The sequence below is a fragment of the Fulvivirga lutimaris genome (assembly GCF_009711525.1).
Lineage (GTDB): Bacteria > Bacteroidota > Bacteroidia > Cytophagales > Cyclobacteriaceae > Fulvivirga > Fulvivirga lutimaris.
Window position 1 is genome coordinate 1 of sequence record NZ_SMLV01000314.1, and the last position, 13,178, is coordinate 13,178.

General features: G+C 38.4%; 9 protein-coding genes. 6 read left to right on the plus strand and 3 right to left on the minus strand.

Annotated elements, in window-relative coordinates; translation table 11 throughout:
- Together E1140_RS21415 and lipA are read left to right on the plus strand one after the other, a co-directional pair.
- Nucleotides 1-699 (plus strand): hypothetical protein (locus tag E1140_RS21415; protein WP_343034166.1); only part of this gene is annotated, 699 nt, incomplete at its 5' end.
- 67 nt (nt 700-766) lie between these two features.
- Nucleotides 767-1,648, plus strand: coding sequence for a lipoyl synthase (gene lipA, locus E1140_RS06225; RefSeq protein WP_155180407.1), 882 nt, complete (start codon nt 767-769; stop codon nt 1,646-1,648).
- A gap of 9 nt (nt 1,649-1,657) precedes the next feature.
- On the opposite strand, the gene E1140_RS06230 is transcribed toward lipA, so the two are convergent.
- Nucleotides 1,658-2,602 carry a D-2-hydroxyacid dehydrogenase gene (locus E1140_RS06230; protein WP_155180410.1) on the minus strand — a complete coding sequence of 315 codons (945 nt, stop codon included), beginning with the start codon at nt 2,600-2,602 and terminating at the stop codon, nt 1,658-1,660.
- Nucleotides 2,603-2,665: 63 nt separating this feature from the next.
- Nucleotides 2,666-4,183: a M28 family peptidase gene (locus tag E1140_RS06235; RefSeq protein WP_155180413.1), complete on the minus strand. Its 1,518-nt coding sequence runs from the start codon at nt 4,181-4,183 to the stop codon at nt 2,666-2,668.
- A gap of 197 nt (nt 4,184-4,380) precedes the next feature.
- On the opposite strand from E1140_RS06235, the gene gcvP reads away from it, so the two are divergent.
- Nucleotides 4,381-7,266, plus strand: a complete 2,886-nt coding sequence (gcvP, locus tag E1140_RS06240; protein ID WP_155180415.1) for an aminomethyl-transferring glycine dehydrogenase — start codon at nt 4,381-4,383, stop codon at nt 7,264-7,266.
- Between the two features lie 63 nt (nt 7,267-7,329).
- Here the strand turns inward: gcvP and E1140_RS06245 are convergent, their stop codons facing one another.
- Entirely contained in the window at nt 7,330-8,343 is a 1,014-nt protein-coding gene (locus E1140_RS06245) for a M28 family peptidase (RefSeq protein WP_155180418.1), read from the minus strand.
- A gap of 150 nt (nt 8,344-8,493) precedes the next feature.
- Here E1140_RS06245 and E1140_RS06250 point away from each other — a divergent pair, with 150 nt between their 5' ends.
- From E1140_RS06250 to infB, 3 genes are read left to right on the plus strand one after another with little or no spacing between them, the layout of a single operon-like run.
- Nucleotides 8,494-8,964, plus strand: a complete 471-nt coding sequence (locus tag E1140_RS06250) for a ribosome maturation factor RimP (protein ID WP_246202719.1) — start codon at nt 8,494-8,496, stop codon at nt 8,962-8,964.
- An 18-nt stretch (nt 8,965-8,982) separates the two neighbouring features.
- Nucleotides 8,983-10,224 carry a transcription termination factor NusA gene (nusA, locus tag E1140_RS06255; protein ID WP_155180421.1) on the plus strand — a complete coding sequence of 414 codons (1,242 nt, stop codon included), beginning with the start codon at nt 8,983-8,985 and terminating at the stop codon, nt 10,222-10,224.
- Nucleotides 10,225-10,264: 40 nt separating this feature from the next.
- Complete coding sequence (infB, locus tag E1140_RS06260) at nt 10,265-13,039, plus strand: translation initiation factor IF-2 (protein ID WP_155180424.1); 2,775 nt, start codon at nt 10,265-10,267, stop codon at nt 13,037-13,039.
- The last annotated feature ends 139 nt before the right edge of the window (nt 13,040-13,178 follow it).

Consider the following 13,178-nt stretch of genomic DNA (forward strand, 5'->3'; position numbering starts at 1 on the left):
TTACTTGCTCCTACTTTGCTTTTTGCACAAAGTGATCTGGATGACTATCAGTCTGAATTTGTGTGGGGAATTAATAAAAATACATCCGGAGGACTGATTGGAGGCTTTATGTTTAGAAAGTCCAGAAAGATTTCGGATAACATGTATCAAAGTCTTGGCCTTGAGATAGTCAATCTTAAGCATTCTCAAGAAACTCAATTGCGTTCGGGCACTGGAAGTACTTATATTTTTGGAAAGACCAATTACCTCTATGCTTTTAGATTTCAATATGGTAGAGAGCTGATTTTATTTAGAAAGGCACCACAACAGGGAGTTGAAATAAAAGCATTGGCAGCCATTGGCCCTACCTTGGGCTTGCACGCTCCATATTATGTTGAGATAAGTCCAGATCAAGGCGCTTCATTAAATAATACCAGACGAGAGCAGTATAACCCAAATAATCCTGATCACACAATTAATAAGATATTGGGCACGGGGTATCTATTTCAGGGAGTTTATGAATCCAATTTGAAGTTAGGGGCCAATTTAAAAGCCGGTCTAAGCTTTGAGTTGGGTACCATTAAAAGTAATGTAACGGGCTTTGAGATTGGTGCACTTGTAGATGCCTATACCGAAGATATTAAGTTGCTTGCCGGAGCAGAGAATAAAGCTATTTATCCAACAGCTTATATCACAATTTTTTATGGTACGAGGAGATAATCAATCACCTCTTGTACATTTCCAAGTCTATATTCTTAATTTTGCACATCAATAAGGAGATCAGATAATGATAGAGCTACCTGTAGTTTCAAAAGAAGAAAAGAAGAGAAAGCCTGACTGGTTAAGAGTTAAGTTACCTATTGGTAAAGAGTATGCTAAGGTCAGGAAACTGGTAGATAATTATAAATTACATACTATTTGTGAAAGTGGTAATTGCCCAAATATGGGCGAGTGCTGGGGTGCAGGAACTGCAACCTTCATGATATTAGGTAATGTATGTACGCGAAGTTGTACTTTCTGTGCAGTTGCTACTGGCCGTCCGCCAGAATATGATGCCGAAGAACCTGCAAGGGTAGCAGAAGCTATCAAGCTCATGGGTGTGAAGCATGCAGTAATTACCTCGGTAAATCGTGATGAACTAAAAGACAGAGGAGCTGAAATCTGGTATCAGACGGTGGTTCAAACTAAAGATTTATGCCCAGAGACTACCATAGAAACATTAATTCCTGATGTTAAAGGTAACTGGGATGCTTTATATAGAATGATTGAAGGGGGACAGGAAGTTGTGTCTCACAACATGGAGACTGTAGAAAGACTTTATAGAAGAGTTAGACCTCAGGCCAAGTATGCTCGAAGCCTTGAGCAAATCAAGAAAACCAAAGAAGCCAATAAAAGAACCAAATCAGGTATAATGCTTGGTGTAGGTGAAACTATAGATGAAGTGCACAAGGCAATGGATGATTTAGTTACTAATGGTTTAGATATCTTAACACTTGGGCAGTACCTACAACCAACCAAAATGCACCTTGAGGTAGCAGAGTTTATTCATCCAGATCAATTTGAGGCTTATAAGGAAGAAGGCTTAAAAAGGGGACTGAAATATGTAGAGTCAGGACCGTTGGTTCGTTCTTCATATCATGCAGAACGCCATGTGAATGTGCCGATCTGATTTTAAGGCCTAAACCCTATTTACAGAATTTTGATTTAAATACGCTTTCAAGTTGTTGTAAGCGATATCAATTAATCTCTGCCTGGCTTCTTTGCTAATCCATGAGATGTGAGGAGTTATAATACAGTTCTTGGCTGTTAGCATGGGGTTATCTGCTGATGGAGGCTCTGTAGACAATACGTCAAGTGCGGCTCCAGCTATTTTATTATTGTTTAAGCGATCAGCTAAATCTGATTCATTGATAATAGCGCCTCTGCTCGTGTTAATAAGAAAGGCAGTGTTTTTCATTTTTCTAAGCAATGCTTTATTAATTAGGCCTTTTGTGTCTTCCGTTAATGATGTGTGAAGTGAAACAATATCAGAGGTCTCAAAAAGCTCTTGCAAATCTACAAGCTTTCCATGTTCTACTGAATCGGCATGTCGAGAATAGATCAAAACATTCATGCCGAAGGCAGTAGCTATTTTTGCAACTTCCTTTCCAATAGCGCCATATCCAATTAACCCAATTGTTTTGTCATAAAGCTCAACCAGAGGTTTCTTAAAATAGCTAAAATCTTTGCTGCGCACCCATTCCAGCTCCTGCACACTTTTATTATGAATGCCAACTCTATTCGTAAGCTCTAACAATAACGCAAAGGTATGTTGAGCAACAGATGGGGTTCCATATGCTGGAATATTGGTAACAGCAATATTCCTGTTATTGGTTTCTAAAAGATCGACATTGTCCGTTCCAGTAGCACATAAGCCAATATATTTAAGCTTTGGAAGTTGATCCAATTCAGTTTTACCAAGCTTTATCTTATTTATAAGTAACACTTCTGCATCTTTCGACCTCCCGATCAGTTTTTCTGTTGGTGTTCTGTCATATACAGTAACTTGACCAAAAGTTTTAAAGGGCTCCCATGATAAATCATTAGGGTTTAGAGTGTGTCCATCAAGGATAACTATATTCATATTTTGAAGATAAAAAAACCCATTGGTATGCACCAATGGGTTTAGATAATGTTTCTTTAGTATTTAATTACTACCAACAGTTTGATCTTGTATTTTGTCAACTACAATTCTTTGATCTCGGTTTGCCAGTACCCAAGCTGTATAGAAAACTAGTTCAGCCCTTTTTCTGAGCATATCAAAGTTGATTTTATCAACAGTATCAGTTGGTTTATGGTAGTCTTCATGTACACCATTAAAATAGAAAATGATAGGTACATTATTTTTGGCGAAGTTCCAGTGATCTGATCTATAATATATTCTGTCTGGATGACTCTCATCATTATAGGTATAGTCTAGATCAAGGTTTGAGAATGTATCATTTACTTTTTCACTGATATCATGAAGCTCAGTTGATAGACGGTTAGAACCTACTAAATAAACGTATTCAGGATTATCCTTGTGCTCAGGGTCAACTCTTCCGATCATATCAATATTTAAATCAACCACAGTATTTTCAAGAGGAAATACAGGATTGGCAGCATAATACTCAGAGCCCAAAAGACCTTTTTCTTCACCAGTCACAGTCATAAATAACATGCTTCTTCTTGGTCCCTTGCCATCAGCTTTTGCTTTAACAAAAGCTTCTGCTAGTTCAAGTACTGCAACTGTTCCAGATCCGTCATCATCTGCACCATTATAAATCTGGCCATCGCTCATGCCAACATGATCATAATGGGCAGTCACTACAACCAATTCATCTTTTTTATCAGTTCCTTCTAAGTAGCCTAGTACATTTTCTGAGCTAACAGTCTCAACATCAAACCCTACTTTAATACTCACCTTGACATTTTTTATTTTCTTTTTCGATTCGCCTTTCACAATAGCTCTAATGGTTTCAATGTCAGATCCCATCAGGTTTGCTGCAACCGAAGGCTTTAGAAAGAAAACACCATCTGTTCCTGCTTCAGGTTTCTTAACAGACAGTCGCCCTCCACTTAAGTAATGCTCCATTCGCTCTCCATAACTATCGAATTCCTCGTCAGATTTTGTATTGATAGCATATAAATGGGTAGCACCTTTTTCTTTTGCAATTTGAGCTGGTCCTCTCCACGCTCTTGTATTATTTACAACAACCAAAACACCTTTTCCTTTTACATCAAGGCCTGAAAATGCATCTTCGGTGCCGGCTCCTGCAAAAACAATTTCTTCATTAAGTTCACCTGAAGTTTGCCCATTGCCATAATAAATTAGACTTGCGTAATCATTGCTTATTTTGTCTTTCCCACTTTTGATATAAATTTCTCCTGGCTTAGAAGTGTAGAGTACTACTTCCTGGAAAAATCCTTCGTTGTCACCGTCTTTAACAGGGCCATTTAATCCTAACTTTTGAAATTGTGCTGCAATATATGCGGCTGCCATTTTTTGTCCAGCTTTACCCGTTTCACGTCCCTGCATCGCATCAGATGCTATCACTGATAGATGTGCATATAGATCATCATTTGTGATGCTATTAGCATACTCCTTAGCTTCCTGGCCATCCTGAGCAAAAACGCTTACAGAAAGTGCAAGCATTAAAGAGCAAGACATTAGTATCTTTTTCATATTATTTGGTTTAGTCATAAGACCCAAAATTATAGAATATTGGTTTTGTGATGTTCAAAACTGCTTAAGAATTTGACAAGCGGCATTATTTAAGACAGACAGGTCGATATTGGTTTTTTATTAGAATCCTGAACAATTTTTATGGCAAATAAATTATAACTTTGCAGTCCCAAAAAGGGGGTCTTAATTTAAGCTATATGAAACTAGATATCACTTACAAAGAAAGGTTCGATACCAGGCATAATGGCCCTGATGACAATCAGGTGGCTGATATGTTAAAATTTATTAAAGCCGATTCGCTCGACCATCTTATTGATGAGACTATACCTAAGTCTATTCAATTAGAAAAGGAAATGGATTTGCCTTTGGCTAAAAGTGAATATCAGTTTTTGAATGATTTTAAAGCGTTAGCTTCTAAAAACAAAATATTTAAGTCATATATAGGTACCGGTTATTATGATACGGTAACACCAGGAGTTATCCTCAGAAATATACTTGAGAATCCAGGATGGTATACGGCTTACACTCCTTATCAGGCTGAAATAGCTCAGGGTAGACTAGAGGCTTTAATCAATTTCCAGACTATGGTTATAGACCTAACTGGAATGGAGATAGCCAATGCTTCATTACTTGATGAAGGAACAGCTGCGGCAGAGGCTATGACCATGCTTGCAGGTGCAAGAAAAGGAGCCAAGAAGAATGCTAATAAATTCTTTGTTGATCAACATACATTCCCACAGACTTTAGACATACTTAAAACCAGAGCTATTCCAGTTGGAATAGAACTAGTTATAGGCGACCTAACAACCTTAGACCTTACTGATGAGAGTTTATATGGTGTACTTTGTCAATACCCAAACAATGATGGAGCTGTAATAAATCATTCTGATTTTATTGCTTCAGCTAAAGAAAACAATGTGTTTGTTTCGGTAGCTACTGATTTGATGAGCTTATTGTTGTTAAAGTCTCCAGGAGAAATGGGCGCTGATGTTGTTGTTGGCACAAGCCAGAGATTTGGTGTTCCTATGGGGTATGGAGGTCCGCATGCGGCATTCTTTGCTACCAAAGAGGATTTTAAAAGACAGATTCCAGGAAGAATTATAGGTGCTTCTTTAGACGCACAGGGTAACAATGCCTACAGAATGGCATTACAGACAAGAGAGCAGCATATCAGAAGAGAAAAGGCTACTTCAAATATTTGTACAGCTCAGGTACTATTGGCAGTTATGGCAGGTATGTATGCTGTTTACCACGGACCAAAAGGATTGAAAAAGATTGCTTCACGCATTCATGGACTGGCACAGTTGCTAAATAAGGCGCTAGATGCTGCTGGATTGAAACAAGAAAATGACAATTTCTTCGATACGCTTAAAGTAGCAGTTGATGATAAAGCTACTGTTAAGACAAAGGCAGAGGCTCAAGGAATAAATTTCAGATATTTCGATACAAATCATATTGGTATTGCTCTTGATGAAACTACTAGAATAGAAGACATCAAAGCTATTGTTGATATTCTTGGTGGTAAAGGATTTGATTTTGAAAAATCGTCTGAAGATTTGGCTATTAATTGGCCGTCAGAGCTGGTTAGAAAAACCAGCTATCTGGAGCATGAAGTGTTTAATCAATTCCATGCAGAGCATGAGATGCTTCGTTATATAAAAAGACTTGAGAACAAAGATCTTTCATTGGTGCACAGCATGATTTCATTAGGATCATGTACAATGAAGCTAAATGCTACTGCTGAAATGATTCCGGTTACTTGGCCAGAATTTGGCAGACTTCATCCATTTGCTCCGCAAAATCAGGTGGAAGGATATAATGAACTTTTCAAAGATCTTGAAGAGTGGTTATGTGAGATCACAGGTTTCCATGCTATGTCTTTACAGCCGAATAGTGGTGCTCAAGGTGAATATGCTGGCTTGATGGTTATTAGAGCATACCATGAGAGTAGAGGTGATGCGCATAGAAACATCACTTTAATTCCTTCATCAGCGCACGGAACTAATCCTGCAAGTGCTGTTATGGCGGGTATGAAAGTAGTAATTGTAAAATGTGACGAGAAAGGAAATATTGATCTTGATGATCTTAAGGCAAAAGCTGCTGAGCATAAAGACAATTTAAGTGCATTTATGGTTACTTACCCTTCTACACATGGTGTGTTTGAGGAAAGTATCAAAGAGATGTGCCAGGTTATCCATGATTGTGGTGGCCAGGTTTATATGGATGGTGCAAATATGAATGCGCAAGTTGGGTTGACAAGTCCGGCAAATATTGGAGCAGATGTTTGTCACTTAAATCTTCACAAGACATTCTGTATTCCTCACGGTGGTGGTGGTCCTGGAATGGGCCCTATTGGTGTGGCGAAACAGCTAGCACCATTCTTACCAGGTAACCCATTGGTTAAAGCCGGTGGAGAAGAGGCTATTTCTGCCATTTCAGCAGCTCCTTATGGAAGCGCTAGCATCTTGACAATATCTTATGCCTATATCGCAATGATGGGTAGAAATGGATTGAAGAGAGCAACTCAATTAGCAATTCTTAATGCTAACTACATCAAAGAGAAATTGTCTGGGCATTATGATGTACTTTATACGGGTAAGAATGGACGTGCAGCACACGAAATGATTATTGATTGCCGTGAGTATAAGAAGTTTGGTGTTGAAGTGGAGGATATGGCCAAGAGATTGATGGACTATGGTTTCCATGCTCCAACGGTATCATTCCCAGTAGCTGGCACCATGATGATTGAACCTACGGAGAGTGAAAATATTCACGAATTGGATAGGTTCTGTTCTGCCATGATTGAGATCAGAAATGAGATCAAAGAGATAGAAAATGGGCTTGCTGATAAGGATAATAATGTATTGAAAAATGCACCACATACAGCTGCTGTAATTACTGCCACTGAATGGGACAAGCCTTATAGTAGAGAAAAGGCCGCCTATCCATTATCATATATAGCGGCTAACAAGTTCTGGCCAACGGTAGGAAGAATTGATAGTGCTTATGGTGATAGAAACTTAATTTGCAGCTGTCTTCCTTTGGATGAATACACTCAAGAAACGGAGCCGATTGAAGCGTAGTTGATTTGATGATTACGATAAAAAATGCCGCGGTATAGCGGCATTTTTTGTTAGTGCTGTTTTTTATGGCTTTTCATTGTATAGGACAGTAATAACTGTCTGTCCAACGGCCTGAAGCGTTTCCTTGCTTATAATATCCATATTGTCCCTATGTGTATGATGAAATTCACCAAATGATCCATCTTCAGGATTCATAGGAATAATATCAATCATAGGAATTTTAGCATACTCATTTACAAAGTAATGATCATCAGTTATTGTTCCCCCTTGCTTTCTGATAAAGTATCGATCATAACCAAGTTTAGAAGCTTGCCCCCATACCTTATCTACAATAGAAGGAGCATAATCATTGGAGTGACCTTCTACGAAGAATTTAGCATTCTTGCCACCAACCATATCTAGCAGTATCCCATAAAAGGCAGAATACCTTCTCTCATGTTTGTTTTTAGACCAATATTGAGAGCCCATACACCACCAGTCCTCCCAGCCATCTCTTACAGGTGTGTACTTCTGATTTGAGCTGTCGTTGCCCCAGTCTTCACCATCAAAAAATATAATGTCTACTCCAATTGCTAATGAATCACTTTGAGAAAGAAGTCTGGCTATTTCTAATAATACACCAACTCCACTTGCTCCATCATTGGCCCCAAGTATAGCTTCATCTTTTCTTTCCGAATCCTTGTCAGCAAACGGGCGACTGTCCCAGTGAGCAGCTAGCAATATTCGCTTTGTTTTAATGTGGGGGTTATAGCTTGCAATAATATTTCTTAGCGCCATGGGCTTGTAGTCAAATGACGTTGCATCAAATGTCTGTTCTGTCACTTTCCAATTGTAAGACTTGAGCTTTTCAACAAGATAATCTCCAGCGTCTATATGCGGTCTGGTACTTGGCACCCTCGGGCCGAAATCAACCTGCTTTTTTACAAATGTATAGGCCGAATCAGCATTAAAACTTGGTGCTTTTACTGCCTTCACATTTTCGGTTGCCTTATCTTCTGTTGTAGTTTTCTTACTACTATCGCATGATATAGCTAAAATAGATATGACAGTTATCCCCATTATTAGTTGTTTGATCATCATTTGGTGTTGAAAGTTGTGATTTTGCGGCTCTAGGCCATGTTATCGTAATACATTGTTTGTAAAGCAAATAAAATTGATTTAGATTTGCACCGTAAATATAATAAGTTTCTGAGGGGACACCGAGTCCCCTCTTTTTATATTAAGAATTTGAAAAATTTACAGTCAGGCATAAGGCAAATGGCGGAGGGCTTTCTCACTAACAATGAACACTTTATTGTTGATGTAATAGTATCTGCAGAAAAAGGGCCTTCAAGAATTTTGGTGTTGCTTGACGGGGATAATGGTGTAACCATTGATGATTGCGTGTCTTTAAGCAGAGCCATCGGTCATGAACTGGAAGAAAATGAAATAATGGAGGCTAAATATACTCTTGAAGTTTCTTCTCCAGGAGTTGATTTTCCACTTTCATCACAGCGTCAGTATCTAAAAAATATTGGTAGGAGTGTTAAGGTTTATACCAATGAAGGTAAGGAAATAAAAGGTGTGCTTAAAGAGATATCTGAGTCAGTGATGTTGTTGGATAAAGAGGTGAAAAAAGGTAAGAAAATCACTTTTGAACCAATGGAGCTGTCTTTAGAGGATGTTAAAAAAACTATTGTTCAGGTTTCATTTAAATAATTAACTAATAAATATAAAATGAATGCTTCTGTATTAATCGAGTCTTTTGCAGATTTTGCGAAACAGAAAAACATTGACAGACCAACGATGATCAGAATTCTGGAAGATGTTTTCAGAACGATGATCAAGAGAAAGTTTGAAACTGATGAGAATTTCGACATCATCATCAATGCTGATAAGGGCGACCTTGAGATCTGGAGGTTTAGAGAAATTGTTGATGACAATTCTGAAGATATATGGGATCATGATAAAATAAGTCTTTCTGAAGCACAAAAAATTGAGCCGGATTTTGAAATTGGCGAAGAGGTTGCTGAAGAGATTACCTTAGAAGATTTTGGAAGAAGAGCGGTCATGACGGCTCGTCAGACATTGATTCAAAGGGTGAAGGATCTTGAAAAAGATATTTTATTTGAGAAATATAAGGATCTGGTTGGTGAGATTATCACTGGAGAGGTTTATCAGATATTAAGTAGAGAGGTTCTTTTGATCGATGCTGAAGGAAATGAAATCTCAATTCCTAAAAATGAGCAAATTCATAAGGATAGATTCAGAAAAGGAGATCAGGTTAGAGCTATCGTTGACCGCGTTGACATGTTTAATGGAAGCCCTAAGATTATTCTTTCAAGAACTAGCCCCATATTCCTTGAGAGACTTTTTGAAAGTGAAGTACCTGAAGTCTATGATGGTTTAATCACAATTAAAAAGGTTGTGAGAGAGCCAGGTGAAAGAGCAAAAGTGGCTGTTGAGTCTTACGATGACAGAATTGATCCTGTTGGTGCATGTGTTGGTATGAAAGGATCTAGAATCCACAGTATCGTGCGTGAGCTTCAAAATGAGAACATTGATGTTATCAACTTTACTGATAACATGGATCTATATATTACCAGAGCGTTGAGTCCTGCTAAGATCAGCAGTATTAAAATTGCTGAAGATGAAGACAGAGTTTCTGTTTTCTTAAAGCCTGATCAGGTGTCATTGGCTATTGGTAAAGGGGGTCAGAACATCAAACTTGCTAGCCGATTGGTTGGTAAGGAGATTGACGTGTTTAGAGAGCTTGGAGAGTATGACGAGGAAGATGTGGATCTTGACGAGTTTGGAGATGAAATTGAAAGCTGGGTTATAGACGAATTGAAGAGAATTGGTCTAGATACTGCTAAGAGTGTATTGACTCTTACAAAAGAAGAATTAGAAAGAAGAACAGATTTAGAAGAAGAGACTATCGATAATGTTTTAAGAATATTGAAACAGGAGTTCGAATAGGCTTATTTTTTAAACTAACAAAAAAACGAGATATTTGAATATGGCAGATGAAAAAACCATGAGGCTTAGCCAGGTGGCAAGAAAACTCAATGTTGGTCTATCTACTATTGTTGATTTTTTAGCCGAAAAAGGCTTTGAAGTTGAGAGCAGTCCTAACGGTAAAATTACCGGAGAACAGTTTGGTATGCTCTCTAAAGAGTTTGCTGACTCAGCTTCAGAGAAAGAAGAAGCTTCTGGTCTTTCTATAGGTATTAAGCATACTGAGGCTACACAAGAGTCTGAGCCAGCGAAGACACCGAAGAAAGAGGAGGATGAAGAAGTTTTAATTAAAAATTTATCTGCCGATAAAGTAAAAACTGAAGAAAAGGCTGAAGACAAACCGCAAAGGGTTGAAAGTGAAAAGCCAAAACTTCAGGGAATTAAGGTTCTTGGTAAAATTGATTTAGGTAAAAAATCAGAAAAGAAAGAAGAGCCTGCAGCACCTAAAGCTGAAGAAAAGAAAGAAGAGCCCGTAGCGCCTAAAGCTGAGGAAAAGAAAAAGGAAGAGCCTGTGGCTCCAAAAGCTGAAGAAAAGGCTGAGGAGAAAGTGGAGAAAAAGGAAGAGCCAAAAGAAACTCCTCCAGCTCCAGCCCCTGTTGCTCCACCTAAAGTTGAAACTCCAGAAGTTAAGGAAGAAAATAAAGTTATTGAAGCAAGAGCTGATAAGCTTAAGGGTCTGAAAGTGGTAGGTAAGATTGAACTACCGAAAGAAAGAGATAAAAAGAGTAAGCCTGTTGCATCATCTGATGACAGGAAAGCTGAGAAGAAAAAACGACCGCGTAAGAGAGTTCAGACTTCTCGTCCCGATTCAAGAAATCAAGGAGGAGATAGAAGAAAACCTCAGGATACTAGAAAGCGTGTTGAAAAGGAAGAACCTTCTGAAAAGGAAATTCAGGATCAAATTAAAGCTACCCTTGCCAAATTAAGTGGTAATAAGAAAAAAGGTGGCGCGAAATATAGACGTGAAAAAAGATCTGCAATTGCTGATGCCAAAGAAGAGCAAATGCTTCAGGAGGCAGAGGATTCTAAAACGCTGAAAGTAACAGAATTTATTTCTGCTAATGACTTAGCGTCATTAATGAATGTGTCTGTTAATGATGTGATATCAACGTGCCTGAGCTTAGGTATGTTTGTTTCTATCAATCAGAGACTTGATGCTGAGTCTATCACCGTTATTGCTGATGAGTTTGATTATAGTGTTGAATTCACAACTGCGGATGATGAAACTGATGTAGTTGAAGAAGAGGATAATGCGGAAAACTTAAAGGATAGAGCCCCTATCGTTACCATCATGGGTCACGTTGACCATGGTAAGACTTCTTTGCTTGATTATATAAGAAATTCAAAGGTAACTGCTGGTGAGGCGGGAGGTATTACGCAGCACATTGGGGCATATGATGTAATGACTGAAAGCGGTCAGAAAGTAGCATTCTTAGATACACCAGGTCACGAAGCCTTTACAGCGATGCGTGCTCGTGGTGCTAAGGTTACTGATATTGTAATTATTGTGGTAGCAGCAGATGATGATGTTATGCCACAAACCAAGGAGGCAATTAATCATGCTCAAGTAGCTGGTGTGCCTATTGTAATAGCGATTAATAAAATTGATAAACCAGGTGCTAACCCAGATAAGGTGAAAGAATCACTTTCAGCAATTAATATCTTGGTTGAAGACTGGGGTGGAAAATACCAGTGCCAGGCAGTTTCTGCTAAGACAGGTGAAGGTATTGAAGAGCTATTGGAGAAAGTATTGCTGGAAGCAGAGCTTTTAGAATTGAAGGCCAACTATACTAAGAAAGCTTCAGGAACTGTAGTGGAAGCATCTCTTGACAAAGGTCGTGGATATGTAGCTACACTACTTGTTCAAAGTGGAACACTTAAGGTGGGAGATATTATTTTGGCTGGTGCATATTATGGTAGAGTAAAAGCAATGTTCGACCATATTGGTAAGCCTAAAAAGGATGTTGAACCATCAACTCCGGTTCTTGTTTTAGGCTTAGATGGAGCTCCGCAGGCTGGTGATAAATTCAATGTCATGGATTCTGATCGGGAAGCCAGAGAAATTGCAACTAAGAGAGAGCAGATTCTACGTGAGCAAAGTATCAGAACTAAGAAGCATATTACGCTTGATGAGATTGGACGTAGATTGGCCATTGGTTCATTTAAGGAACTTAATGTTATCATTAAAGGTGACGTGGATGGTTCAATAGAAGCACTTTCTGATTCATTATTGAAATTAAGTACCGAAGAAGTACAGGTTAATATCATACACAAGGGTGTTGGACAGATTTCTGAGTCTGATGTCTTGTTAGCGTCTGCTTCAGATGCTGTAATAGTTGGTTTCCAGGTGAGACCGTCAGGATCAGCTAAGAAGATTGCCGAGAACGAAGAGATTGAAATTAGACTTTACTCCATTATTTACGATGCCATCAATGATGTTAAAGATGCCATGGAAGGTATGCTTGACCCAGAAGTTGAAGAGGTAATTGTAGGTAATGTTGAAGTTAGAGAGGTCTTTAAGATCACGAAGGTAGGAACAGTAGCAGGTTGTATGGTGACCGAGGGATATGTTAAGAGAAACAACCCTATCCGTTTGATTAGAGAGGGTATTGTTATCTACTCGGGTGAAATGGGTCAGTTGAAGAGATTCAAAGATGATGTATCTGAAGTGAAAAACGGCTACGAATGCGGTTTGAGTATTAAAAACTTCAATGACATAAAAGTTGGTGACGTTGTAGAGAGTTACGAAGAGCGAGAGAGAAAACGTACACTTTAAAAGTTAATAGAATTGATAGAAAGGGAGCTTGGTGCTCCCTTTTTTTTTGATAATAATATAATAATAAGTTTTTATTATATTATATTGCTGAATGTTGTGAAATTGTGATGCAAAAATTTGTAACATTATCACTTAGTAT

Coding starts and splice junctions, on each gene's coding strand:
- lipA (WP_155180407.1), top strand. CDS start 767: ATGATAGAGCTACCTGTAGTTTCAAAAGAAGAAAAGAAGAGAAAGCCT.
- E1140_RS06230 (WP_155180410.1), bottom strand. CDS start 2,602: ATGAATATAGTTATCCTTGATGGACACACTCTAAACCCTAATGATTTA.
- E1140_RS06235 (WP_155180413.1), bottom strand. CDS start 4,183: ATGAAAAAGATACTAATGTCTTGCTCTTTAATGCTTGCACTTTCTGTA.
- gcvP (WP_155180415.1), top strand. CDS start 4,381: ATGAAACTAGATATCACTTACAAAGAAAGGTTCGATACCAGGCATAAT.
- E1140_RS06245 (WP_155180418.1), bottom strand. CDS start 8,343: ATGATCAAACAACTAATAATGGGGATAACTGTCATATCTATTTTAGCT.
- nusA (WP_155180421.1), top strand. CDS start 8,983: ATGAATGCTTCTGTATTAATCGAGTCTTTTGCAGATTTTGCGAAACAG.
- infB (WP_155180424.1), top strand. CDS start 10,265: ATGGCAGATGAAAAAACCATGAGGCTTAGCCAGGTGGCAAGAAAACTC.